Source organism: Candidatus Arsenophonus phytopathogenicus (genome assembly GCF_056113345.1).
In genome coordinates, this window is the sequence record NZ_JBUIOB010000017.1 from 1,001,860 (window position 1) to 1,028,356 (window position 26,497).

Sequence of the window (26,497 nt, forward strand, 5' to 3'; positions counted from 1 at the left end):
ATATGGCAGAGGTCAGTATGTCAGCGATACAAATTCTTTCTCCTCAGTTAGCTAATCAAATAGCTGCGGGTGAAGTTGTTGAACGCCCATCATCGGTTGTGAAAGAGTTAGTCGAAAATAGTCTTGATGCTGGCGCCAGCCGTATTGATATTGAAATTGAGCGTGGTGGGGCAAAACTTATCCGTATCCATGACAATGGTAGTGGTATCGCCAAAGAAGATTTAACACTAGCGTTGGAGCGACACGCTACCAGCAAAATAGCGACGCTAGAAGATCTGGCCGCTATTATGAGTATGGGATTTAGAGGAGAAGCGCTGGCCAGTATTAGTTCGGTTTCTCGTTTAATACTAACTTCACGTGTCGAGACTCAGACGGAAGCCTGGCAAGCTTATGCTGAAGGGCGTGAGATGAATGTTACGCTAAAACCTGCGGCTCACCCAATAGGAACAACAGTTGAAGTTCTTGATCTGTTTTATAATACGCCGGCTCGACGTAAATTTTTACGTACAGAAAAAACCGAATTTAGCCATATTGATGAGATTATACGTAGAATAGCTTTAGCGCGTTTCGATGTTGCAATCAATTTGCATCATAATGGTAAATTAGTTCGCCAGTATCGTGCGATAAATAGTGAAGAGCAATATGAACGACGTTTGGCGGCTATTTGTGGTACTTCTTTTATACAAAATGCGCTGAAATTATGTTGGCAACATGGTGATTTAGCCATTAAAGGCTGGATAACTAATCCCTATTTAGGTAAGGCCGCTGAAATTCAATATTGTTATGTGAATGGGCGCATAATGCGCGATCGATTAATTAATCATGCAATTCGTCAGGCCTATGCCGATCGTCTGCAAGAAGAACAGCAAGCGGCTTATGTGCTTTATTTAACCATTGATCCTCATCAGGTTGATGTTAATGTTCACCCAGCCAAACAGGAAGTCCGTTTTCACCAAGCGAGATTGGTTCATGATTTTATCTATCAGGGTGTGAACACGGTACTAAGCCAACAACACCAAAAACAATTTAATCAAGTCTCTGTTAGTTCAAACCAGGAAACTCATCTTGCTTCAGGATTACAAAATCGGTTAGCTGCGGGTGAAAATTTTTTTGCCTCAGATGATTCAAAGCAGAATTTAGTTATTAAAGAGCAAAAAGTACAAGTAATAACAGAATTAAGTGCCAGTAGCCAAATTTCGCCGTCTAAAACAGCATCATTTTCTTGTTACGATAATGGAAAAATAGCTAAAAAAATCTATAACAAAAAACAGGGTGAGCTTTATCAGCAATTGATGCAAAATGAACCAGCTAAACAAGAAAAAATCCCACTTTTTCCAGAGCGAGAATCGATAAAAACTGAAAAAATAGCAGTGAAATCGGTTGATATAGAAAAAAATGATAAAAATTATACATTTGGTAAAATACTAACAATTTATTCTAAAAATTTCGCATTTATTGAATCATCATTTGGAATAGGTTTGTTATCATTAGCGCAAGCTGAGCTATATTTAAAACGAAGTCAATTAATTCCTACTGATAAAGAATTAAAATCTCAGCCCTTACTGATACCAATAAAGCTCGTATTAACAGAAAAGGAAATTGAAACTTTTTATCAAGTAAAGGTATTATTAAGTACCTTAGGTTTTGACATCAATATTTCTCATAACACAGCAACAATTAGTGGTGTATCTTGTCCCTTGAGATCACAAAATTTAGCTGAACTATTTCCAAAATTATTGAAATATCTTGCTCAAAATACTTCTTGTCAGTTGATGGAATTAGTTGTTTGGTTAGCAGATCATTTAGTAAATGAAAAACAAGTGTGGACGATTGCACAAGGGGTACAGTTATTAGCGGATCTGGAGCGGGCTTACCCTGAATTAGTTAAAGAACCACCGAAAACATTACTACAACTAATTGATTTTGAATCGGTGATAACGGCTTTAACTCATGAGTAAACAAATTTTTCAACATAAACCGCAAGCGATTTTTATCATGGGGCCAACGGCGTCAGGAAAGACAGCATTGGCAATGGCATTGCGTCAACAGTTACCCGTTGAAATAATTAGTGTAGATTCTACTTTAATATATCGCGGTATGGATATAGGAACAGCGAAACCAACACGGGAAGAGCAACAAATTGCTCCACACCGATTAATTGACATATTGGATCCTGCACAGTCTTATTCAGCAGCAGATTTTCGCGGTGATGCTTTATTAGAAATGGAAAAAATTGTCGCATCGGGCCGTATTCCCTTACTCGTTGGGGGGACTATGCTATATTTTAAAGCATTACTGGATGGGTTGTCACCCTTACCTTCTGCCGATGTTACAATTCGGGCAGAAATTGAAATGCACGCGAAACAATTTGGTTGGGGTGCAATTCATAAACGTTTGCAAGCGGTTGATCCCATATCGGCAGCTAGAATCCATCCTAATGATCCTCAACGATTGTCTCGTGCCTTGGAGGTTTTCTTAGTTTCCGGGAAGAGTCTGACAGAATTAACTGAAATTGTAGAGGCAGAATTACCTTATAATGTGTTACAGTTTGCGATTTCACCGCAAGATCGTAAAATTTTCCACCAACGTATTGAGATGCGCTTCCTACAAATGTTGAAGACGGGTTTTGAGGATGAAGTTAGCTCTCTTTATGCTAGAGGGGATCTCCATGGGGAACTACCCGCTATACGTTCTGTTGGTTATCGTCAGATGTGGTTATATTTGTCTGGCGAAATCAGCTATGATGAAATGGTTTATCGTGGTATATGTGCAACACGTCAATTGGCTAAACGTCAAATTACATGGTTAAGAGGATGGAAAAACGTGCATAGACTCGATAGCGATGATATTAAGGGAATTCTTAACACAATATTGCATGTTATTAGTGCATAGGTTTGCTATTTATCTACAATTGGTGGTAAAGGCACAATTTTTTTGAGTAGTTAATTTTTTCGAACCATAAAGGTTCTTAGTTAAAAACAACAAAATAAGGAAAATAGAGAATGGCTAAGGGGCAATCTTTGCAAGATCCGTTCCTAAACGCGTTACGTCGTGAAAGGGTTCCGGTTTCCATTTATTTGGTCAATGGCATCAAATTACAAGGTCAAATCGAATCATTTGATCAATTTGTTATTTTACTGAAAAACACAGTAAGCCAAATGGTATATAAGCATGCTATTTCTACTGTAGTACCTTCTCGTCCTGTATCTCACCATAGTAATCAAGGAGGTAATACAGGCTTAGGTAATTACAATACAGGTAATGTGGCAGTTCCACAGGATAGTGATGCGACTGAATAATTCAGTTAATTATCTGAACAAAAAAATATAGGTAAAGTTCCTTTTACCTGTATTTTGCCTGTTTGATATTTTTTAAGTCTAAGGAGTTGTGCTTTTGTTTGATAGACATGAAGGTGGGGAATTAGCTGTTCTTATGCATGTTTTTTTCTCTAATGAAAAAGATACTGAAAACCTGATTGAATTTGAATCATTAGTCATCTCTGCGGGCATTAAGCCAGTACAGATAATCACAGGAAATCGCAAATCACCGCAGGCTAAATATTTTGTTGGTGAGGGTAAAGCGGAAGAAATCGCAGCAGCTGTTAAAGACAGTAATGCCGATGTGGTTCTTTTTGATCATACATTAAGCCCTGCACAGGAAAGAAATCTTGAACGATTATGTCAGTGCCGAGTTATTGATCGTACGGGTTTAATTTTAGATATATTTGCACAGCGCGCACGTACACATGAAGGTAAACTACAAGTTGAATTAGCTCAGTTAAGGCATATTTCTACCCGTTTGGTAGGTGGCTGGACTCACCTTGAACGACAGAAAGGAGGGATCGGCTTACGTGGACCTGGTGAAACGCAACTTGAAACGGATCGTCGATTGATCCGCGGTAAAATTCGGCAAATTCTTTCTCGGTTGGCTAAGGTAGAAAAGCAGAGAGAGCAGGGTAGACAAGCTAGAAGTAAAGCGGGTATTCCCACCATATCATTGGTAGGCTACACTAATGCAGGTAAGTCTAGTCTGTTTAATCAAATGACAAAGTCTGAAGTATATGCAGCAGATCAATTATTTGCGACGTTAGATCCTACATTACGGCATATTGATATTGATGATGTTGGAGTGACAGTGTTGGCTGATACTGTAGGTTTTATTCGCCATCTACCTCACGATCTGGTCGCTGCATTTAAAGCAACATTGCAGGAAACACGCGAAGCCAGTTTATTATTACATGTTGTCGATGCTGCGGATAACCGTATGGAAGAAAATATCCGCGCAGTTGAAAGTGTACTAGAAGAAATTGAGGCTAATGAAATTCCAGCGCTGTTAGTCATGAATAAAATTGACATATTGAATGGATTTACTCCCCGTATTGATCGCGATGAGAATAATGCCCCTATTCGGGTCTGGCTCTCTGCTCAAACTGGTGAAGGGATTTCATTATTATTACAGGCGCTGACAGAACGCCTTTCTGGTGAAATTGCACACTATGAATTGCGTTTACCGCCAGAAGCGGGTCGTTTGCGCAGTCGGTTCTATCAACTTCAGGCAATCGAATATGAAGAAATGGATAAAGATAGCAGTATCATGCTTCAAGTCAAGCTGCCCATTGTTGACTGGCAAAGACTTTGCAAGCAAGAACAACCTTTACTTGAGTACATTGTTAAGTCAATACATTAAGTGTGGTCAATAAATTGAACAAATTAAGAGTAAAATATTTTGCTCTTAGCCCTGAAAAACCAATCATAACGAATGGAGCTATAACATGGCGTGGAATCAGCCCGGTAATAACGGACAGGACCGCGACCCGTGGGGAAGCAGCAATAGCGGCAACTCCAGTGGTAATAAAGGTAATCGGAAAAAGGGAACAACTGATCTTGACGATCTGTTTCGCAAGTTGAGTCGCAAACTTGGTGGTTTAGGTGGGAATAATAAAGGTAAAAATGGTTCGAGTAATCAAAATGGCGTCAATATAAACGACCGTTTTATCGTATTTATTATCGCAGCAGTTGTTATTATTTGGGCTGCAAGTGGTTTTTATACGATAAAAGAGAGTGATCGTGGCGTCGTTTTCCGTTTTGGTAAATATAGCCATACTGTTGAACCGGGTTTGAATTGGAAACCAAATTTTATTGAAAAAGTGATTCCGATTAATGTTGAAACCATTCGTGAACAAGCGACTAATGGTATGATGTTAACTTCGGATGAAAATGTTATTCAAGTAGAAATGAACGTCCAGTATCGCGTAACAGATCCGGCTCAATATTTATTTAATGTTACTAACCCGGATAACAGTTTACGTCAGGCAATAGATAGCGCAGTACGTGGAATTATTGGCCAATCAGCAATGGAACAGGTGTTAACGACGAAGCGTGCCTTTATCCGTGATGAAACACAAAAAGAGTTAGAAAATACGATAAGACCTTATAATATGGGTATAACGATATTAGATGTTAACTTCGAGGCTGCTCTTCCACCGGAAGCGGTTAAAGCCGCATTTGATGATGTTATTGCAGCACGAGAAGAAGAACAGAAAACCATTCGTGAAGCGCAAGCTTATCGTAATGAAGTTTTGCCATTAGCGAAAGGTAATGCGCAGAAATTGATTGAAGAAGCAACAGCTTATAAATCAAGTGTGGTTTTCAAGGCGGAAGGTGAAGTAGCCAGCTTTGCCAAAATGTTGCCAGAATATCGAGCTGCTCCTCAAATCACTCGTGAACGTTTATATATTGAGACAATGGAACGAGTACTAAGTAATACGCGTAAGGTTATTGTTAACGACAAGAGCAATAGTATGTTAGTGTTGCCGTTAGAGCAGATTTTACGCAGTGGAACCAAAGATAAAGCAGTAGATATACAAAAAATAACGCCACCAAAAGTTATTCAGCAATCAGATATTTCTACTGAATCGCCTTATTCATATAGCTATGGTACGCGGGATAATGCTCGGGGCAGTAATTCAACTCGTGTAGGGAGACAATAATCATGCGTAAATCAGTGATTGTTATTATTGTTGCTGCATTAGTTGTGTTGTATATGTCAATTTTCACCGTTCAACAAACAGAAAGAGGTATTATTCTACGCTTTGGTAAGGTTGTGCGTGATAATGACAATAAACCTATTATTTATGAGCCAGGTTTGTACCTCAAAATACCATTTATTGAAACGGTAAAAATGCTGGATGCTCGTATTCAGACATTGGATGTTCAGGCAGATCGCTATCTGACTCGAGAAAATAAAGATTTAATGGTTGATTCCTATTTAAAATGGCGAATTACTGATTTTAGTCGTTACTATGTGGCGACCGGTGGCGGTAATCCTTATCAAGCTGAAACTTTACTGAAACGTAAATTTAGTGATCGTCTGCGTTCAGAATTTGGCCGTTTAAATGTGAAAGATATTATTACCGATTCTCGCGGGCGCTTGACCGTCGATGTGCGTGATGCACTTAATAAAGGTTCTGGTTCAGATACAGAAGCGACAAAAGATGCAGATCAGGCTATTGCCTCGGCAGCAGCCCGTTTTGATCAAGAGATCAAAGGTAATTCGCCAGTTGTTAATCCAAACAGCATGGCGGCGTTAGGGATCCGAGTTGTCGATGTTCGTATCAAACGTATTGAATTGCCAAGTGAAGTTTCGGAAGCGATATATCAACGTATGCGCGCTGAACGAGAGGCTGTAGCACGCCAACATCGTTCACAAGGTCAAGAAGAGGCCGTGAAGATCTGTGCAGCAGCAGATAAAACAGTGACCGAGACATTGGCAGAAGCGGAGCGCACGGCACTGAAATTACATGGTGAAGGAGATGCGATGGCAACTAAGCTATTTGCTGATGCATTTAACCAAGATCCTGATTTCTATGCTTTTATTCGTAGTTTACGGGCATACGAAAAGAGCTTTAGTAAAAATGGTGATGATGTGATGGTATTAAGCCCAGATACCGATTTTTTCCGCTATATGCGAGCACCAACTAAACAAAGAGCGGTACAGTGATTATTTAAAGATAAATGAAATGATTGCCAATTGACTCTAGGTAAGCCCGCATTAGGCGGGCTTTAATCTGTTAATATTGTCATGAAAAGAGGTATTGGTGTTATAAAAATTGCTGGCAGCTAATGGTTGAAATGGTAGAATTCTTTTTTAAGCAATCGAGTGAATTTTGAAATGGGTAAAAACGTTGTCGTATTAGGTACTCAGTGGGGTGACGAAGGTAAAGGCAAAATAGTTGATTTACTAACTGAATGCGCTAAGTATGTTGTTCGTTACCAAGGTGGGCATAATGCTGGTCATACGCTAGTGGTAAATGGTGAGAAAACTGTTCTCCATCTTATTCCATCAGGTATTCTGCGTGAAAATGTCATAAGCGTCATTGGCAATGGTGTGGTATTAGCGCCTGATGCATTAATGGATGAAATGAAAAAATTGGAAGCGCGTGGCGTGCCAGTGCGCGAACGCCTCAAAATTTCGGCAGCTTGTCCATTAATCTTGCCCTATCATGTTGCTTTAGATAATGAGCGTGAAAAAGCGCGAGGTGCAAAAGCGATAGGAACGACCGGCCGGGGCATTGGACCCGCTTATGAAGATAAAGTTGCCCGCCGTGGATTACGCGTTGGCGATCTGTTTAATAAAAAAATCTTTCCAGTCAAACTTAAAGAAATTGTTGATTACCATAATTTTCAATTAGTGAATTATTATCAAGCGCCCGCAATCGATTACCAAAAAACATTAGATGATATTATGGTTATTGCCGATATTTTGACGGCGATGACCGTTGATGTCGCAGATTTATTATACAAAGCGCATCAAAAAGGCGAATTAGTGATATATGAAGGTGCTCAGGGAACATTGCTGGACATTGATCATGGTACTTATCCCTATGTGACTTCATCAAATACAACGGCGGGTGGTGTTGCCACTGGTTCAGGATTAGGTCCGCGTTATATTGATTATGTTTTAGGAATATTGAAAGCTTATTCTACCCGTGTAGGTGGCGGTCCTTTTCCAACGGAGTTATCTGATGAAACCGGCGAATACCTGCGTGAAAAAGGGCAAGAATTTGGTGCAACAACAGGCCGTTGCCGTCGTACAGGTTGGTTAGATATTGTTGCTATTAACCGGGCAGTTCAAATCAATTCTCTTTCCGGTTTCTGTTTAACCAAATTAGATGTATTAGACGGTTTGGATGAAGTGAAACTTTGTGTTGCTTATCGCAAACCAGATGGGACTGAATTGACTATAACGCCGTTAGCGGCAGAGGAATGGGAAGATTTAGTGCCGATATATGAAACGTTACTAGGCTGGAGTGAAAGTACTTTTGGGGTAAAAGAATATAATCAATTACCTAAAGCAGCCATTGATTATATTAAACGGATTGAGGAATTAACCAGGATCCCGATAGATATTATTTCGACCGGACCTGATCGTGCTGAAACAATGATATTACGAGATCCTTTTGATGCATAATTTTACCACTCAATAATATTGCTCAAAGAGTGACGCCTGAACATTCAGGCGTTATTTTTATATCTAGTAATTCATATTACCTGATTACTGATCAATTTTGCTTAATATGATAAAGATTTACATAATAGATATAACTAGATGAATTAATGTCAAGAAGATGTCTTTCCATTTTTGTTTTATAACCAGAGGTTAATGTGCAGTTAACAAGTTTTACTGATTATGGCTTAAGAGCATTAATTTATATGGCTTCATTACCTAAGGATAAAAGAACTAATATTACTGAAGTTGCTAATGTATACGGTGTCTCGCGTAACCATATGGTAAAAATTATTAATCAATTAAGCCGATGTGGACTTGTTGCTGCGGTGAGAGGGAAAAATGGAGGGATTTACTTAGGCAAGCCAGCTGAGCAGATCCGGATAGGTGATGTTGTTCGTCTATTAGAGCCTCTAGCATTAGTTAATTGCTGCAGCGATTTTTGCCATATTACTTCTGCTTGTCGATTAAAAAAAATATTAAATCAAGCAATTGAACTTTTTTTAAATGAATTAGATAAATATACACTGGCAGATCTAATAGAAAATAATAAGCTACTTTATAAGTTACTATTAAAATAAATAACAGGCCTAGTGTATTAGTGGGTTATATTAATCAAAGTGGTAGCGGAGGTGAGTGATGGCAAAAGATCCTTATAAAGACCGGGAAGCTGAGAAATATCATTCACCAATTGCAAGTCGTGAATATATTTTAGAGGTATTAGCAAAATTTACTAAGCCTGTAAGTCGGCAGGAAATCGCCCGAATATTAAAGTTAACTAAAGAAGAAGAGTTAGAGGCTTTGCGGCGCCGCTTACGTGCTATGGAACGTGATGGGCAATTGGTATTTGCTCGTCGTCAATGTTATGCCTTACCTGAACGCCTTGATTTACTCAAAGGCACAGTTATTGGCCATCGTGATGGTTTTGGTTTTTTACGGGTAGAAGGCCAGAAAGACGATTTTTACCTTTCTTTAGAAGAAATGAAAAAAGCGCTGCATGGTGATGTTGTACTTATCCAGCCATTGGGCAAAGATCGGCGAGGACGTACAGAAGTTCGCATTGTTCGAGTGCTTGTCCCACGAAATAATCATATTGTAGGACGTTATTTTATAGAATCGGGGATGGGGTATGTAGTCCCTGATGATAGTCGACTGTCCTTTGACATATTGATCCCTAAAGAGCAGGTTAACGGTGCCAGGATCGGAAATGTGGTTGTCGTTGAGATGACAACCCGACCAGCGCGCCATACCCAGGCAGTAGGAAATATTGTTGAAGTATTAGGCGAAAGCATGGGGACCAACATTGCGGTAGAGATTGCATTAAGAACCTATGAAATTCCATATAGTTGGCCACCACAAGTTGAGAAGCAAGTTGCTGATTTGTCCGAACAGATCCCTGCATCAGCAAAAAAAGGCAGAGTAGACTTATGTCATCTACCTTTAGTCACCATTGATGGCGAAGATGCCCGAGATTTTGATGATGCAGTTTATTGTATGCCGAAAGAAGACGGTGGCTGGTGCTTATGGGTGGCGATTGCTGATGTTAGTTATTATGTGCGGCCACAAACGGCTTTGGATAGTGAAGCGGTTAGTCGGGGAAATTCAGTCTATTTTCCATCACGAGTGATCCCTATGTTGCCTGAAATTCTTTCTAATGGGTTATGTTCATTAAACCCTGAAGTTGAGAGGCTTTGCATGGTATGTGAAATGCAGCTATCGGCGGAAGGGAAAATTACTTCATCTAAATTCTATGAAGCCGTAATGAGTTCTCATGCCAGATTGACTTATACCAAAGTCTGGAAAATTTTACAGGGTGACGAAGAATTACGTCAACATTATCAAGACCTGGTGCCGCATTTAGAACAACTTCATCGATTATATAAAGCGTTAGATAATACGCGCATAAAACGCGGGGCTATCTCCTTTGAATCTGAAAAAGCTAAATTTATTTTTAATGCAGAAAAACGGATTGAGCGGATAGAGCCGGTTGAACGTAATGATGCGCATAAATTAATTGAAGAGTGTATGATTTTAGCGAATATCGCTGCCGCACGTTTTGTTGAGCGGAATAAAGAACCTAGCTTGTACCGTGTCCATGATAGGCCCAAACAAGAGAGTATTGTAAATTTGCGGACGGTATTTGGCGAGCTGGGTTTGACATTGCCAGGTGGCATGAAACCACAATCAGCTGATTATGCTAAAGTTATGGATGAAGTGGCTGAACGTCCGGATCATGAATTGCTGCAAACAATGATTCTGCGTTCAATGAAACAAGCTATTTATGATCCTGAAAATAGAGGGCATTTTGGCTTAGCACTGAAATCTTATGCCCATTTCACTTCACCGATCCGTCGATATCCTGATTTAGCGTTACATCGTTCGATTAAATATCTTTTATCTGGCCAACATGGAAACAATCAACATCGTTCGACGCCGACCGGTGGTTGGCATTCTGATACTCATGAAATGCTGCAATTGGGTGAACATTGTTCAATGACAGAACGGCGAGCTGATGAAGCAACGAGAGATGTTGCTGATTGGTTGAAATGTGATTTTATGCAGGATCAAGTTGGCAATGTATTTACTGGCATTATCACCAGTGTCACGGGTTTTGGCTTTTTTGTCCGCTTAAAAGATCTTTTTATTGATGGTCTGGTGCATGTCTCATCACTTAATAATGATTACTATCGCTACGATAATGTAGGACAGAGACTTATTGGTGAGTCTTCGGGGATGGTATATCGTCTTGGTGATGAAGTTGAAATTAGCGTTGAAGCTGTACATATGGATGAACGCAAGATCGATTTCGCATTGATATCAACCTTACGTAAGGCGAAAAATCCAGGTAAGACAGCAAAAGAAAAAGCAAAAAAGCAATTTAAAAAAACAATTTCAACTCATAGCAAACAAGATTACAGCCAGGACAAAAATTTTGAGCCCAGTAGTGCATTTATTAAAGTGAATAAAAAAGGCAGCGGCAACGATAAAAAAGTAGATAAGAAAGGGAAAAAGGTTTCTGATAAAAGTAAAAAATTGCCGCAAAATTGAGAGCAAAAAAGGCTATCAAAAAAGCACAAAAATAATCTTAGTTATTTTTATTACTGATCTTCATCGGCAATGATTGACTATCTTTGAGAGTTATAAAGTAATCGATAAATTTATGAGTGAAATTATTTATGGTATTCATGCAGTGCAAGCACTGCTGGAGCGCGATCCATCGCGTTTAAAACAAGTTTATGTACTCAAAGGGCGTGAAGATAAACGTTTATTGCCGATTATTCACCAGCTTGAAAAATTGGGTATTATTATCCAGTTAGCTAATCGTCAATGGATGGATAAGCAGACAGAGAACGCTGTTCATCAGGGTATTATTGCTCAGGTAAAACCCGGGCGGCAATATCAAGAGAGTGATTTAGATATTATTATTTCTCAGACAAAATCACCCTTTTTGCTTATATTAGATGGTATTACCGATCCACATAACTTAGGTGCTTGTTTACGTAGTGCAGAGGCTTCGGGTATTGATGCGGTTATTGTACCAAAGGATAAATCTGCTCAACTTAATGCCATCGTTAAGAAAGTTGCCTGTGGTGCAGCTGAGAGTATGCCATTAATTCGGGTTACCAATCTTGCGCGGACACTACGTCAATTGCAGCAGCATCATATCTGGATTGTTGGCACTGCAGGTGACGCCAATCATACATTATATGAGAGTAAGTTAACCGGGGCGGTTGCATTGGTGATGGGTGCTGAAGGTGAAGGTATGCGTCGTTTAACAAGGGAATATTGTGATGAACTGATTAGTATTCCGATGGCCGGTATGGTTTCGTCTTTAAATGTCTCTGTTGCGACCGGCGTTTGTTTATTCGAAGCAGTACGTCAACGGCACAGTTATTGAGAAAAAAGTAAGAGCATTGATAATCTTGGCAAGATTACTTAACCCAATTCAATGGCGATAAGTGATGATTTAACCTATTGCTTGAGTTTTAACTAAAGGATAGGTATAGTTACGTGTCGATTTTTCAGCCGCACTTAAATAAGTTCCTTGCCTCCATGGGATGCGGCTGACCCTGACAGGAGGCTGATTAATCCGTAAGGAGCAAAACTCATGCGTCATTACGAAATCGTTTTTATGGTTCATCCGGACCAAAGCGAGCAAGTTGCAGGTATGATTGAGCGTTATAGTAGTTCTATCACCGAAGCGCAAGGTCAAATCCATCGCTTGGAAGACTGGGGTCGCCGTCAATTGGCTTATCCAATCAATAAATTGCACAAAGCACACTATGTTCTGATGAACGTTGAAACGCCGCAAGAAGTGATTGATGAGTTAGAAACAAACTTCCGCTTCAATGATGCCGTTGTCCGCAACATGATTATGCGTGTTAAGCATGCGGTTACTGAAGCTTCTCCAATGGTTAAAGCCAAAGACGATCGTCGCAGTCGTGATTTGGTTGATGAAGACCTGGAAGGAATTGAGGTTGCTGAAGAGTAAATTTGGTTGTGAATACTAATCGATTGGTGCTGTCAGGCAAAATCTGTAATGCGCCGATAAGAAAAGTCAGTCCAGCTGGGGTTCCTCACTGCCAGTTTGTGCTCGAACATCTTTCACAGCAGCAGGAAGCCGGTTTTGATCGGAAAGTATGGTGTAGAATAACTATCATCGCCAGCGGACAAAAATTACAACAGTTTACTCACAGTATTATGGTCGGTAGTTGGATCACAGTTATCGGTTTTATTAGTAGCCATCAGGGCGCTAATGGCTTGAATAACTTGGTGCTTCACGCCGAGCAGATTGAATGGATAGATTCTGGAGACTAGCCAAATGGCACGTTATTTCCGTCGTCGTAAGTTCTGCCGTTTCACAGCGGAAGGCGTTCAAGAGATTGATTATAAAGATATCGCAACGCTAAAAAACTATATCACTGAAAGTGGTAAAATTGTACCAAGTCGTATCACTGGTACTCGTGCAAAATACCAGCGTGAGCTCGCTCGTGCTATCAAGCGCGCGCGTTACCTGTCTCTGTTGCCATATACTGATCGTCATCAGTAATTGGTACGGTCCATTAACGACTTAAAGAGGATAAGGTAATGCAAATTATTCTACTGGATAAAGTAGCAAACCTGGGTAGCCAGGGTGACAAAGTTGATGTTAAAGCGGGTTATGCTCGTAACTATTTAGTTCCGCTGGGAAAAGCTGTTCCTGCAACTAAAAAGAATGTTGAATTTTTTGAAGCACGCCGTGTCGAATTAGAAGCTAAATTAGCCGATGTTCTGGCTGTTGCGGAAGGGCGCGCTGAAAAAATTAATTCATTAGCAACAGTAACCATCGCCTCTAAAGCCGGTGATGAAGGTAAACTGTTTGGTTCGATCGGGACTCGTGATATTGCTCAGGCAGTCACTGCTGCGGGTGTTGAAGTTATGAAAAGCGAAGTTTGCTTACCAAATGGTGTATTGCGTACTGTTGGTGAACATGAAGTTCATTTCCAAGTGCATAGTGATGTATTTGCAAAACTGAATGTGAATATTATTGCTGAATAATTGCTTTCTGATTATTATGCACAAACAAAAACACCAGCATCAGCTGGTGTTTTTGTTCCGATTTCTATCAGCTAAATCATTGTTGCTATTAATCAATCGTACAAAATCAATTGTTTTACTTTTTTATCTCTGCCGAGTGTTAGAGGAATTTTTGGCTGGTAGTCGATAATTTTAATTCATGAAATTGTCACTGTTCATATATTATCATTAATAGATATTATATTTAGGAATAAAATTTATTTTTCAAACTGAAATCCCACCTTTAGGTTTTTAGTATTATAAAATTAATGAATTGATATAAAATTAGAATATTATTTTTAATTAGATTTATTTTATATGGTTATTTACCCATTTATTTGAGACTGTTATTCTTTATTATTATTTATAATTTAATAAATAGGAGCTGTTATGACAGATCAGGCATTTGATTCAATTGAAACTCAGGCAAGTTATGGCATTGGTCTTCAAGTTGGTCAACAGCTTTTAGAATCAGGCTTGGAAGGCATTCAGCCAGAAGCTTTACTTGCGGGTTTATGTGATGCATTACATAGTAAAACGCCGGTGGTTCCTGTTGAAGCTTTGCATAGAGCATTACGAGAGATCCATGAACGCGTGGATGCTCAGCGGCGTGAATTTCAGCAAGCTGCGGCGGTGAAAGGACAAAATTTTTTGGACAACAATCAGCAACGTGAGGAAGTCAATACTACGGAATCAGGATTACAATTTAGTATATTAAAACAAGGTGAAGGCCCGGTCCCGGCTAAAGCAGATCGGGTTCGTGTTCATTATACTGGTCGATTAATCGATGGTACGATTTTTGATAGTTCAAAAGATCGAGGGCAACCAGCAGAATTTCCTGTTAATGGTGTTATTGCTGGCTGGATTGAGGCGTTAACATTGATGCCTACAGGATCAAAGTGGGAACTTTATATTCCGCATAATTTAGCCTATGGTGAACGTGGTGCTGGCGCCGCTATTCCACCTTTTAGCACGTTAATATTCGAAGTTGAATTACTAGAAATTATATAATTAAGTTTTATTTTTCATAGAGTTAGTTGGTGTATTAATAAGATAATTCGATAAATAATCTATGCCGTTTTCGAGATATATTATGTTTGAGCAAATATGTGATTTGGCGAAAGAAGCAGGTAGCGCAATTATGACTATCTATGAAAGTGCACAACAACTTGCTGTTAAGCACAAAAAAGATAGTTCACCGGTGACTGAAGCCGATCTTATTGCTCACCAAATTATTAAAACTGGATTGACAAGTATAACGCCACATATTCCGCTACTCTCTGAAGAAGATGCACTGCCTTGGCAAGAGCACTGTCATTGGGAAAGCTATTGGTTAGTGGATCCGCTCGATGGAACTAAAGAGTTTATTCATAGAAATGGTGAATTTACCGTTAATATTGCTTTGATTCAGTCGGGTTCTCCTGTTATGGGGATTATTTATGCGCCAGCAAAAAATGTGCTTTATGCTAGTGAGCAAGGGGCGGCATGGAAAATAGTAGATGGAGTAAAACAATCACTTCATGTTGCTAATGGGCATCCCCCGCTAATTGTTATTAGACGTTCTTATCAGGATAAAGAATTGACTGATTATTTAGCACAAATGGGGCAGTATGAAGTTATGGTGATGGGTTCTTCACTAAAATTTTGCCTTATTGCTGAAGGCAAAGCACAGCTTTATCCGCGATTTGGTCCCACTCATATTTGGGATACTGCTGCAGGACATGCGATCGTCCAAGCGGCAGGTGCTAAAGTGACGGATTGGTATGGTAGAACATTAGACTATTCCCCCAGAGAATCATTTATTAACCCGGGATTTAGAGTGTCAATATTCTGATGGTTTAATTAATTATTTTTTTAATTGTGTTTCAATCAATTTAATAACGTTATTTGCCTCTTCAGATGTTAGAGCACCATCTTTAGCAAATAATACGTCATCCTTTTTATTTAATACGATGATGGTAGAACTCTTGGGTTTTAGCTGCCAGGTTTTTTTAACTACACCATCATTATCCACAATAATTTGAGAAAACGGGAATTCTCGCTTACTGTCTTCAATACTACTGCGGACAAAAAACCGGTTCCAAGAATTGTATCATCAGTATTTATTATTGTTGTTGTCTGATATTTTTTCTGATCAAATTTCTTTTGTTTAATTGCCTCTATTAATGGCTCATTCAGCTCTTTAGCGGAAAGGCGCCCGGCAATATGCAGGATCGTTCTTGTTTTGCCAACAAGTTCCTTGCTGCGCCAATCTTGATAAATAAGTTTACACTTTTCGTTTAACAAAAGTTCACCTCGATCGATGACAGTTACGGCAGGCACCGGCTTATTAATTTGTAAGGTGGCAGTTAATGCAGAAAAAGGGTGAGTTAAATAAAATTACTATTGGTATGATCTTTTTTAACATAGTACTCCTCGTTAATCTTTTCTAAACTGGTTATTGATGATTATCCTCGTTTATTAGCATAGTCAATCTTAAATATAATGTCTTTGTTATAGAGAGCTGCTTTAGCACATACAGCAAAAGTTGTTAAGGCTTCAAATGAAAAATATTGTAATGATTATTCAAAACTATTTAACCCGTTATCATGTTATGTAAAATCGTTAAATCTTATTGGAAAAGGAGAACTAAAGCTTGTAACCAGAGTCTATGATTATAAAATGTGTCATGAATTACATTTTTGTGACTTCAAGATCAACAAAGTGGAGGAAAAAGTTGAATGAAGATTTTTCACCGTTATAACCCACTGAAGATTGCGCGTTACGTTAAGATATTATTTCGTGGTCGATTGTATATCAAAGATATGGGAGTATTTGAATTTGACAAAGGAAAGATATTACCCCCTAGAATTAAAGATAAGCGGCATTTCAACATAATGAATGAAATCAATAAAGAAGTCCTTATCCTCCAGACAGAAATAGGTTAATTCATCTGATAAGTTCTGCGCCACATCCTCAGTGGCGCAAATAAAATATAAACTAATCATGACCTAACAATTTTAATCCATAAGTTTTACGACAGATCGGATTAGCAAAAAGTGTTTTACTATACTTCGCTTTACTCGCTTCATGTTAAATTTAATGCTTACCAACCACATTTCATTTTGTGGCTGATGTTTAATAATTTTGTCTTGGATCTGTCAACAGCGATGTTTTGATTAATATAAAGATTATAACTTTAAACAAAATTAAATTTATGTGTGCATTTTTGTTAAAAAATTGAAGTAGTATATATACTTTATCAGCTTATCAACACTTGTTGATGGAACATATCAATCTCAAAGAAGAGAAAGGTTTTCTCCTATGCAAAAAACTGTTTTAGCACTACTTATTAGTCTGTCTGCTCTGACAGTCTCCTCCTTTGCTGTTGCCAAAGACGTTACTTACGGTGAACAAAAAATCATACTGTCTGATTCCATTTCTCCGGGTAATGATTTTTATCAATATGTTAATCAAGATTGGATAGCTCATACAAAAATCCCAGCTGGAATGTCACATATTAATTCCTTTGTTGAGTTATATCTCAAAACAGAAAAACCGCTGCAAGCACTGATAAATAAACTTGCAGTTCAACCGGAAAATAAGCTTAATCATAATCAACGCAATATTCGTAATCTTTATCGCAGTTATTTAAATGAAACGGCAGTTGAAAAAACAGGTTTAACGCCGGTACAAAATGCCCTGAATGCTATCAAGCAGGCAAAAACTCACGCTGATATTACTAATTTGATGGCAAAACTAGGTTATATGCCATTTATTTCCTATTGGGTTGGATTGGATGCAAAAGTACCTGATACCTATGTTCTTTATCTGGGACAAGGTGGTTTAGGCCTACCAAATAGAAATTACTATCTGGATAACACTAAACAGATGGAGACTATCCGTCACGATTACGTCGTTTATATTGCCACTATTTTACATTTAGTGGGAGAAGCCGAAAAAAAAAGCACAGTTAAAGGCTAAGCAGATTTTTGCGTTAGAAAAATCGTTAGCAAAAGTTCATTGGACACCAGAAGCTGAAGGTGACACGTTGAAAAATTATCATCCGATGACGCTTAGCCAATTGAAAAAGTTTGCGCCAGATTATCAATGGCAGGGGTTTATTCAACAATGGAAACTTTCAGATGAACAGTTGGCGAAAGTTATTGCAGAAAATGACAGTGCAGTTGAACAGCTGGCAAAAATATTGGCTAATACCCCGCTATCTACCCTACAAGACTACTTAGTTTTTCATTATCTGAGTAGTAAAGCTAATTACTTGAATCAAGCGTTTTCTGATGCTCGATTTAATTTTTATTCAACTCGATTAAATGGTATTAAACAGCAGCGTTCACGTAAAGAACGGGCATTAGCAGTCGTGAATAAACTACAAGGGGAGCCGTTGGGGCAGTTTTATGTTGCAACATATTTTGATCCTGATGATAAAAATAAGATCCAAAATCTGGTGAGTTATGTTAAAGGAACGCTTAAAACGCGTTTGCAAAATAATGACTGGATGGATAAACGGACTTGCCAAGAAGCACTCAAAAAGCTTAACCAATTTACGGTTAAAATTGGTTACCCTGAAAAATGGCATGATTTTAGTACGCTGCATTTGCAACCAGATACATTATTTGACAATTATCTGTAAGTACAAAACTGGCTCTATCAAGATAATATGAGCCGAGTCGGTGAAAAAGTCAGAAAGTGGGAATAGGGGATGACGCCACAAACAATTAACGCTTACTATAATCCAGTTCAGAATGAAATTGTTTTCCCGGCGGCTATTTTGCAAGCGCCATTTTTTGTTCAAAATGCTGATCCTGCTTATAACTATGGTGCCATTGGTGCGGTGATCGGGCATGAGATGGGACATGGTTTTGACTATCAAGGCCGTCTTTATGACGGAACAGGGCAATTAAGAAACTGGTGGTCAACGGTTTCACAGCAGCATTTTAAAGAAAAAACCGCCAAACTTATTAAGCAGTATAACGGGTTTAAAATTGATGGTTTAGCTGTTAACGGTAAACTTACCCTAGGTGAAAATATTGGTGATCTCGGTGGATTAAATATTGCTCTCAATGCTTATAAGCAATTTTCTAAAGAACATTATCCGAATGGTGAACCGCCGATTATCGATGGAATGACGGGATTACAACGCTTCTTTATAGCCTGGGCGAGAACTTGGCGCGAGTTAGCTAATAAAGAGTCAGAGCGTAATAAGATTATGGCTGATCCCCATAGCCCGAACCCCTATCGCGCCAACGGTGTGGTACACAATATGGATGATTGGTATGCAGCATTTAATGTAGAAAAAGAGCATAAGCTTTATCTGGCACCTAAAGATCGAATCCATATCTGGTAGACTTCAATATCAGGCTCTATAGCGTAGAGCCTGATAAACTTGCTTTTTTCGGGTAATAACGTTAGAAACACTTCATTTGTATAATCGCAAACATAAACGATATGTGATATTCAACAATGAGGTGAATTAATAATGGATAAATCAATCACCGTTGCTTGTGTACAGGTAGCTCCTGTATTTATGGATTTATTGATAAAACTATCGATTTAATAAAAGAAGCGGCCAGTAGAGGGGCGGAATTGATCGTTTTTCCGGAAAATTGGCTACCTGGTTATCCTTGGTTTCTTTGGTTGGAATCACCTGCCGCATTAACTCCATTGGTTTATCAATATTATCAAAATTCTTTAGTATTAGGCAGTGAACAGGCAAAGCGTATCGCTTCGGTTGCTAAAGAGAATAATATTTGGTTGCTATTGGGCTTGAGTGAAAGAGATCATGGTACGCTTTATATGGCTCATCAGTAATGCGGGGGAAACGGTCGGTGTACGGTGAAAACTTAAACCGACTCATGTTGAGCGCACTCTATTTGGTGAAAGTGATGGTTCATCGCTAAAAACGTTTACCACTGAATTAGGTGTGATTGGTGCATTGTGTTGCTGGGAACACATGCAACCATTAACGGGTTATGTTATGTATGCTCAGCATGAGCAAATTCATATTGCGTCTTGGCCTAGTTTTAGCCTTTATCGCGATATAATAGCTGCTTTGAGCCCCGAAGTCAATATCGCGCTTTCACGATCCTATGCAGTAGAAGGACAATGTTTTGTTATTGCACTGTGTGCCATTGTGTCAAAGCAGATAATTGAACAGTTATGTAATGAAACTAAACGGAACTTGTTAAAAGCAGGTGGTGGCTATGCACGTATATTTGGTCCAGATGGCAGTGAGCTAACAACCCCCTTGGCAGAAAATGAGGAAGGATTACTGTTAGCTATGCTTGACCCTGCTTCAATTACCTTCGCCAAAGCGATCGCCGATCCGGTCGGGCATTATTCACGTCCAGACGTAACTTGCTTATTATTTAATCCTGCGGCTAATCGTCCGTTATCGATTAAAACCGCTTCTTTTATTGAACTAATAGATACAAAACAGATTGTATTGTCAGGGAGTGAAGAAGTTCAGGCGAATTGGAATATTCTGACTATTAATTGAACAAATATAGTGATAAATTCTAATATATCCATTTGACTGTATTTATCTGTTTTAACAGTGAGATAGTGACTAAAATTTATGGTTAGGCGGTAATTATTTTTTCAGTCTATCTTTCTATTTATATGCCTTTCTAAACTTTTTTATGGTTAAGAAAATTTTTGCATTTCGTTTTTTTGCAAGAAAGTTGCTATTTTTTAATAAGGTATTTCGTGCATAAATTTTGGCTTGACGGTATAAAAATAAACAGACCGATAGTCTTATCAGTTAAAAATATTTTAGCGTGCTATTCAATAGCCAGTATTGGGGCTTAAATGGACAGAGAAAGATTGCATTATTTATTATTAATGTCTTGTATATCTTGTTTAATTTAACCAAAATGAGTGAGTTTTTTATCGTTATAAGGTCTATTTTCCATTAGGAGTTGGCGTGCCAAGATATTCTTTGCTTTGTTTTCTTTGTATGTCGATGGTAGTGTCAGTTGCCAATGGTGCCAATCTTCGTTTAAAAGTTGAAGGATTGACAGGAGAACTTGAAAAAAACGTTCGTATTCAGGTCTCAAATATCACTCAGGATGAAATTGCCCCAGATGGCCGTTTCCAGGTGAGAGTTGATAAAGCAATTCGTTTAGGGTTAAGGCCATTAGGTTATTATGAACCCACCATTGAATTTTCTTATCAGGAATTTAAGCCTCCTTCTCGACCCGTTTTGACAGCTAAAGTTGATCCTGGAAAACCTATTCGTGTTGAAAATGTTAGTATAACGTTAAATGGGGAGGTTAAATATGATAAAGATTATGCGGAAATGATATCTCGCAATACGCCACCAAAAGGAATTATTCTTAATCATGGCGATTATGAAGATTTGAAACAGGGATTTAGTCGGCTAGCGGTGCGTAAAGGTTATTTTGATGCAGAAATGGATAAAAGTCAGTTAGGGGTCTCATTGGCCCACAAGGCTTCTTACTGGATATTTGATTTCAATAGTGGCGAGCGTTATCGCTTCGGTGCTATCAAATATGAAGGCTCCCAAATTCGCGAAGATTATCTAAATAATATTGTTCCCTTTAAACAGGGAGACTATTATGCCTCTGAGCAATTGGCTGAATTTAATCAACGGTTAGTCAATACCGGTTGGTTCAATTCCGCAATTGTTACCCCTGATATTACTAAAGCTCGTGAAAAAGGCACGCATATTCTGCCAATGGACGCAGTATTAACGCCACGTGCGTGTAATCATGTTGAATTAGGTGGTGGTTATTCGACCGATGTAGGTCCCCGAGTCAAAGCTACTTGGAATAAACCCTGGATTAATTCTAGAGGACAGAGTTTTACTTCCAGCCTTAGTCTTTCGCAACCTGAACAAATTATTGATGCCAGCTATAAAACTCCGCTAAAAAGAGTCCATTAGAACAATATTATGCCGTTCAGGCGGGCTTTAAACGTACTGATTTAAATGATACTCAGTCTGATACCACAACGCTGAATTTATTAAGGAATTGGGATTATTATAAAGGTTGGCAATATGGCGTTAATTTGCGCTGGAGTCTTAGCCATTTTACTCAGGCAAATATAACCAATACTACTATGCTTCTGTATCCTGGAGCCAGCCTTAGCCGGATGCGACAGCGAGGTGGTGCTATGCCCTATTGGGGGGATAGCCAGCGATATACTATTGATATTTCTAATACTACTTCGGGTTCAGATATCGATTTTGTGGTATTACAAGCACAAAATGTTTGGATAAGAACACCCTGGAAAGGGCATCGTTTTGTGGTAAGAGGCCATCTTGGTTGGATAGAAACTAATCGATTTGACAAAGTCCCACCTGATCTGCGTTTTTTTGCTGGTGGTGATCGCAGTATTAGAGGTTATGGTTATCAAAAAATTTCACCCACCAATAGCCAAGGAAAATTAACCGGTGCTTCAAAATTAGCCGTTGGCTCACTGGAATATCAATATAATGTGACAGGTAACTGGTGGGGCGGAATATTTGTTGATGGTGGTGAGGCGGTAAATGATTTTAGTAAAGATGATTTTAAAGTTGGCGCTGGCGTTGGTATTCGCTGGGTTTCACCGGTTGGGCCTATTAAACTGGATATTGCTGCGCCGGTCGGTGATCCTGATTATAGCAAAGTACAATTTTATATTGGGTTAGGTGCTGAGCTATGAAATGGGTAAAACGCATTAGCCTGGTCTTATTGTTTTTGTTACTAATATTATTAACGATGATTGGTTGGATAGTTACCCCCCAATCAGGCTTACATTTTGCCCTTAATACAGCAGTGCGTTGGTTGCCAGGATTAGAAATTGCGACCATTTCCGGTGGTTGGAGTGATTTAAATTTGCAGGGAGTTCGTTATCGAACCAAGGGTATTAATATTGATGTTGATAAGTTTAATCTTTCACTCGAAGTTAACTGTTTAAAACGTTTTCAATTGTGTGTTAATAATATTTCAACTGACGGCGTCGATGTTAAGATTGATAGCAAAGCCTTTGCATCTACCGAAGAGCCAGCCAACTCAACTCCATTGACTAAATTGTCAACGCCCTATCCTATTTTGTTAAATCAGTTAACACTAAAAAATATCAATATTCAGCTCGATAACAGCCAGATTTCGCTGGCTGAATTAACCATGGCGGCTGATTGGCAAGCTAATCTGTTAACAATTAAACCAACGACAATTAATGGATTAGTGGTTAATTTGCCAAAAACTTTAGTGGAAGAAAATAAAGCGACAGCAAAAGCAGTAATAAAAACCAGCGATGAGGTAGCCGATAAATCACCCGCGGAAACATTAAAAGCATTATTTGCTGAGCCTTTATTAGCTAACTTACCTGAAGTCGTTTTACCTATCGATATTAATATCGAGCAGATCCGAGGTGTAAGCTGGCATTTAAGTGGTGATACTAAGGTGGCAATTGATCATTTGACATTAATGGCGAGCGTACAAAATCAGCAGATAGCTATCAAACAATTTGTTGTTGTGATTCCTGAAGGCAAGATCACTATTACCGGTGATGCTAATTTGGCTCAGCAGTGGCCGGTTAATATTGCTGTTCAAGCGGAATACTATCTTAACGATCTTAAAGGGCAACAAGTTGATTTAAAACTGGAGGGGGCTTTATTACAACAACTTAAATTAATGTTAAGTTTAACGGGCCCCATCAAGGCTAATTTGGTCGCTGAAGCGGCCTTGTCACAGGCAGGATTGCCAATTCAATTAACCTTAGAGAGTCAGCAGCTTAATTGGCCACTACAAGGTGAACCAGAATATCGTTTAAAAGATCTACGTTTACGTTTAAATGGTATGGTGACAGGTTATGATCTCTCATTCCGAACTGATATTAATGGACGAGATTTGCCACCGACGTTGTTAACGCTTGATGCTAAAGGGAATGAACAACAGTTTCGGTTAACGCGTTTGCGATTGAATGCGTTGCAGGGAAAAACAGAATTAACCGGTATTATCGATTGGAGTACAGCGATAAGTTGGAATGGGTTATTAACTTTATCCGATATTAATACTGTAAAACAGTGGCCACAATGGCCAGCTAAATTGCAGGGTAAAATCGTCACGACTGGCAGTTTACATGGTGGTAGCTGGCAATTAAAAATTCCTGAAATTACCCTTGATGGTAATGTAAAAGGTCATTTATTACGCACACGCGGACAGATAAGTGGCAATGCCGCAGGTCAATGGAACATTCCCGTTTTCAATATCTTACTCGGACGCAACAAATTAGGTATTAATGGACATCTGAGTGACAGCTGGCAACTAGATGGGATAATTGATGCGCCAGCTCTCGATGGTGTATTACCTGGTTTAGCCGGAGTAATAAAAGGACAATTAAAATTACGAGGTGATTTAAAGTCACCTCAATTACTGGTTGATATCGCAGCTCATAGCGTTAAATGGCAAGATAGCTTAGCTATCGATAAAGCAACTATTCAAGGTGATATCCGTTCTGATAAACAGATCCATGGCCAACTAACCGCTGCTGTTCAGCAGTTGAAACAGGCAGATTTAGTTGTTCATAATTTCACCTTGGATGCTAAAGGTAATGAACAGCAGCATAGTGTTAACATCAATATCGATGGAAAACCCATTTCAGGTCACTTAACCCTGAAAGGCAGTTTTGATCGACAGAAAGCGTTCTGGCAAGGTGTGTTAGATAATACGTTATTTAACACCCGGATCGGTGAATGGCAGTTAAGTCGGGCGGTGTCGATTGAGTATGCCAATCAGCAACAGGAAGTCACAGTTTCGCCTCATTGTTGGTTAAATACTAAAGGGCGCTTTTGTTTGTTTAAAATGGCTAAAATTGGTAAATCCGGTAATGCAGATATTCTGCTACAGCAGTTTGATTTGGCACAACTCAAACCCTTTTTGCCAGCGGAAACTCAGCTAACTGGCAGTTTTGATGGTGATGCGAAAGTGAGTTGGTATGCCGATGGGCATTCACCGCAGGTGAAAGTAAATTTGTTTGGTAATGGTGTCAAAATCAAACAACTGATTGAAGGATCATTGTTACCCGTTGAATTTCAAACGCTAAGCTTGAATGCAGATATGAGTAATGGTAAGGCAGTATTACAGTGGCTAATACAAATTACCAATAATGGCAAATTTTCAGGCAATATACGGATTGACGATCTGGAACAAAGTCGTAGATTATCGGGTAGTATTAATATTAACGATATTTCATTAGCCTTAATTCGTACGATTTTAAGTAATGGTGAAAGGTTAGATGGCAATTTGAATGCCGATTTAAGGTTATCTGGCAATATGAAGCAGCCGTTATTAAATGGTAATTTGGCGCTTTCTAATGTAGCAGCAAAAGGACACTGGTTTCCATTTGATATCAATCAGGGGTTCTTCAAACTGGATTTTATGGGAACTCGCTCTCAATTGACAGGACGTATTAATACACCTGAAGGTTATTTGAAATTAGTTGGAGAAGCGGATTGGCGTAATATTAAAGCCTGGCAAGCGAGAATTTCTGCCACAGGTAACAAATTGCGGATAACATTACCGCCAATGGTTCGTATTGACGTGGAGCCGGATATTGTTTTTGAAGCTACGCCTAATTTATTAAGTCTCAATGGCAATGTAAATATTCCTTGGGCGCGTATTACGGTACAAGAATTACCAGAATCAGCAGTTGGCGTTTCATCAGATGAGGTGATGTTAGATGCAAATTTACATCCAATTGAGAAAAAAGGTATATCAATTCCGATATTAACTAATCTACAGATTAAAATTGGAAATGATGTTCGTTTGGATGCATTTGGCTTAAAAGCGCGATTAGCAGGAATATTGAAAGTTATCCAAGATAAGCAAGGGCTGGGTTTAAATGGCCAGATTGATATTCCTGAAGGTCGATTTCATGCATATGGGCAAGATCTAATTGTGCGAAAAGGACAAATTTTATTTTCCGGCCCCGTTGATCAGCCATTCTTAAATGTAGAAGCGATCCGCAATCCAGATAGTACCAATGATAATGTGATTGCGGGGGTAAGAGTTACAGGCTTGGCTGATAAGCCAAAAGCAACGATTTTCTCCGAGCCAGTTAAATCGCAGGAGGAAGCTCTGTCTTACTTACTGAGAGGTGAAGGGTTAAATAGTAGTGGCGCAGATAGTACTCATATGGCTGCTTTGCTGATTAGTCTGGGAGTTTCCAAGAGCGGAAAATTATTGGGAAGTATTGGTGAAACATTTGGTGTTTCCGACTTAGCATTAGATACTCAGGGCGTTGGTGACCAATCTCAAGTTGTCGTGAGTGGTAAGATAACTAATGATTTGCAAGTTAAATATGGCGTAGGGATATTTAATTCTCTTGCTACATTAACACTAGGCTATCGTTTGATGCCAAAATTGTATCTAGAAGCTGTGTCTGGCGTGGACCAGGCACTAGATCTGCTTTATCAGTTTGAGTTTTAATT

General features: G+C 39.0%; 22 protein-coding genes and 4 pseudogenes. 24 read left to right on the forward strand and 2 right to left on the reverse strand.

Features of this window, described 5'->3' with window-relative positions; genetic code table 11:
* Nucleotides 1–2 precede the first annotated feature (2 nt).
* The 10 genes and pseudogenes from mutL to rlmB all read left to right on the forward strand — a co-directional run bounded on the left by mutL (nt 3) and on the right by rlmB (nt 12,403).
* Nucleotides 3–1,958 (forward strand): DNA mismatch repair endonuclease MutL, encoded by a 1,956-nt coding sequence (gene mutL / locus AC01GB_RS08595; protein WP_474451483.1) that lies wholly within the window; start codon nt 3–5, stop codon nt 1,956–1,958.
* On the forward strand, nt 1,951–2,892 hold the full coding sequence (gene miaA, locus AC01GB_RS08600) for a tRNA (adenosine(37)-N6)-dimethylallyltransferase MiaA (protein ID WP_474451484.1): 942 nt from the start codon (nt 1,951–1,953) through the stop codon (nt 2,890–2,892). Before mutL ends, miaA begins: the two co-directional genes overlap by 8 nt.
* 110 nt (nt 2,893–3,002) lie before the next feature.
* Nucleotides 3,003–3,299 carry an RNA chaperone Hfq gene (gene hfq, locus AC01GB_RS08605; RefSeq protein WP_026821863.1) on the forward strand — a complete coding sequence of 99 codons (297 nt, stop codon included), beginning with the start codon at nt 3,003–3,005 and terminating at the stop codon, nt 3,297–3,299.
* 94 nt (nt 3,300–3,393) lie between these two features.
* Nucleotides 3,394–4,686 carry a ribosome rescue GTPase HflX gene (hflX, locus tag AC01GB_RS08610; protein ID WP_474451486.1) on the forward strand — a complete coding sequence of 431 codons (1,293 nt, stop codon included), beginning with the start codon at nt 3,394–3,396 and terminating at the stop codon, nt 4,684–4,686.
* An 85-nt stretch (nt 4,687–4,771) separates the two neighbouring features.
* Complete coding sequence (gene hflK / locus AC01GB_RS08615; RefSeq protein WP_474451487.1) at nt 4,772–5,989, forward strand: FtsH protease activity modulator HflK; 1,218 nt, start codon at nt 4,772–4,774, stop codon at nt 5,987–5,989.
* 2 nt (nt 5,990–5,991) lie between these two features.
* A complete protein-coding gene (gene hflC, locus AC01GB_RS08620; RefSeq protein WP_474451488.1) occupies nt 5,992–6,999 on the forward strand; it encodes a protease modulator HflC in 1,008 nt (335 codons plus the stop codon).
* A gap of 171 nt (nt 7,000–7,170) precedes the next feature.
* Nucleotides 7,171–8,469, forward strand: coding sequence for an adenylosuccinate synthase (locus tag AC01GB_RS08625; RefSeq protein ID WP_474451489.1), 1,299 nt, complete (start codon nt 7,171–7,173; stop codon nt 8,467–8,469).
* Nucleotides 8,470–8,663: 194 nt separating this feature from the next.
* Nucleotides 8,664–9,086 (forward strand): nitric oxide-sensing transcriptional repressor NsrR, encoded by a 423-nt coding sequence (gene nsrR, locus AC01GB_RS08630; protein WP_032114362.1) that lies wholly within the window; start codon nt 8,664–8,666, stop codon nt 9,084–9,086.
* Nucleotides 9,087–9,144: 58 nt separating this feature from the next.
* A pseudogene (gene rnr, locus AC01GB_RS08635) lies at nt 9,145–11,588 on the forward strand (ribonuclease R).
* A 77-nt stretch (nt 11,589–11,665) separates the two neighbouring features.
* The gene (rlmB, locus tag AC01GB_RS08640) at nt 11,666–12,403 is read left to right on the forward strand and encodes a 23S rRNA (guanosine(2251)-2'-O)-methyltransferase RlmB (RefSeq protein WP_474451490.1); all 738 of its coding nucleotides are present in this window, start codon (nt 11,666–11,668) and stop codon (nt 12,401–12,403) included.
* 69 nt (nt 12,404–12,472) lie between these two features.
* On the opposite strand, the gene AC01GB_RS08645 is transcribed toward rlmB, so the two are convergent.
* Nucleotides 12,473–12,622 (reverse strand): hypothetical protein, encoded by a 150-nt coding sequence (locus tag AC01GB_RS08645; RefSeq protein ID WP_474451492.1) that lies wholly within the window; start codon nt 12,620–12,622, stop codon nt 12,473–12,475.
* Between AC01GB_RS08645 and rpsF the strand changes: the two genes are divergently transcribed.
* The 6 genes from rpsF to cysQ all read left to right on the forward strand — a co-directional run bounded on the left by rpsF (nt 12,614) and on the right by cysQ (nt 15,895).
* Nucleotides 12,614–12,997 carry a 30S ribosomal protein S6 gene (gene rpsF / locus AC01GB_RS08650; RefSeq protein WP_474451493.1) on the forward strand — a complete coding sequence of 128 codons (384 nt, stop codon included), beginning with the start codon at nt 12,614–12,616 and terminating at the stop codon, nt 12,995–12,997. The two genes, AC01GB_RS08645 and rpsF, sit on opposite strands and share 9 nt — an antisense overlap.
* A gap of 8 nt (nt 12,998–13,005) precedes the next feature.
* Nucleotides 13,006–13,323, forward strand: a complete 318-nt coding sequence (gene priB / locus AC01GB_RS08655) for a primosomal replication protein N (RefSeq protein ID WP_474452359.1) — start codon at nt 13,006–13,008, stop codon at nt 13,321–13,323.
* 4 nt (nt 13,324–13,327) lie between these two features.
* Complete coding sequence (gene rpsR / locus AC01GB_RS08660; protein WP_474451494.1) at nt 13,328–13,555, forward strand: 30S ribosomal protein S18; 228 nt, start codon at nt 13,328–13,330, stop codon at nt 13,553–13,555.
* 38 nt (nt 13,556–13,593) lie between these two features.
* Complete coding sequence (gene rplI, locus AC01GB_RS08665) at nt 13,594–14,043, forward strand: 50S ribosomal protein L9 (RefSeq protein ID WP_474451497.1); 450 nt, start codon at nt 13,594–13,596, stop codon at nt 14,041–14,043.
* Nucleotides 14,044–14,451: 408 nt separating this feature from the next.
* The gene (gene bamJ / locus AC01GB_RS08670; RefSeq protein ID WP_474451498.1) at nt 14,452–15,072 is read left to right on the forward strand and encodes a BamJ family beta-barrel-assembly machinery protein; all 621 of its coding nucleotides are present in this window, start codon (nt 14,452–14,454) and stop codon (nt 15,070–15,072) included.
* An 82-nt stretch (nt 15,073–15,154) separates the two neighbouring features.
* Complete coding sequence (gene cysQ, locus AC01GB_RS08675) at nt 15,155–15,895, forward strand: 3'(2'),5'-bisphosphate nucleotidase CysQ (RefSeq protein ID WP_474451500.1); 741 nt, start codon at nt 15,155–15,157, stop codon at nt 15,893–15,895.
* A 12-nt stretch (nt 15,896–15,907) separates the two neighbouring features.
* On the opposite strand, the pseudogene AC01GB_RS08680 reads toward cysQ, so the two are convergent.
* Nucleotides 15,908–16,383, reverse strand: a pseudogene (locus AC01GB_RS08680) (YtfJ family protein).
* A gap of 398 nt (nt 16,384–16,781) precedes the next feature.
* On the opposite strand from AC01GB_RS08680, the gene AC01GB_RS08685 reads away from it, so the two are divergent.
* The 8 genes and pseudogenes from AC01GB_RS08685 (at nt 16,782) to tamB (ending at nt 26,495) form a co-directional block, all read left to right on the forward strand.
* A complete protein-coding gene (locus AC01GB_RS08685) occupies nt 16,782–16,988 on the forward strand; it encodes a DUF1107 domain-containing protein (RefSeq protein WP_026821849.1) in 207 nt (68 codons plus the stop codon).
* A gap of 376 nt (nt 16,989–17,364) precedes the next feature.
* Nucleotides 17,365–18,024, forward strand: coding sequence for a M13 family metallopeptidase (locus AC01GB_RS08690; RefSeq protein ID WP_474451502.1), 660 nt, complete (start codon nt 17,365–17,367; stop codon nt 18,022–18,024).
* Between the two features lie 4 nt (nt 18,025–18,028).
* Complete coding sequence (locus AC01GB_RS08695; protein WP_474452360.1) at nt 18,029–18,691, forward strand: M13 family metallopeptidase; 663 nt, start codon at nt 18,029–18,031, stop codon at nt 18,689–18,691.
* A gap of 69 nt (nt 18,692–18,760) precedes the next feature.
* A complete protein-coding gene (locus AC01GB_RS08700; protein WP_474451503.1) occupies nt 18,761–19,405 on the forward strand; it encodes a M13-type metalloendopeptidase in 645 nt (214 codons plus the stop codon).
* A gap of 155 nt (nt 19,406–19,560) precedes the next feature.
* A complete protein-coding gene (locus AC01GB_RS08705; RefSeq protein ID WP_474451504.1) occupies nt 19,561–19,869 on the forward strand; it encodes a nitrilase-related carbon-nitrogen hydrolase in 309 nt (102 codons plus the stop codon).
* A 46-nt stretch (nt 19,870–19,915) separates the two neighbouring features.
* Nucleotides 19,916–20,557: pseudogene (locus AC01GB_RS08710) on the forward strand (nitrilase-related carbon-nitrogen hydrolase); the annotation flags it as partial.
* A gap of 426 nt (nt 20,558–20,983) precedes the next feature.
* Nucleotides 20,984–22,725, forward strand: a pseudogene (gene tamA, locus AC01GB_RS08715) (autotransporter assembly complex protein TamA).
* The gene (gene tamB, locus AC01GB_RS08720) at nt 22,722–26,495 is read left to right on the forward strand and encodes an autotransporter assembly complex protein TamB (RefSeq protein ID WP_474451506.1); all 3,774 of its coding nucleotides are present in this window, start codon (nt 22,722–22,724) and stop codon (nt 26,493–26,495) included. Before tamA ends, tamB begins: the two are co-directional and overlap by 4 nt.
* Nucleotides 26,496–26,497: the final 2 nt, after the last annotated feature.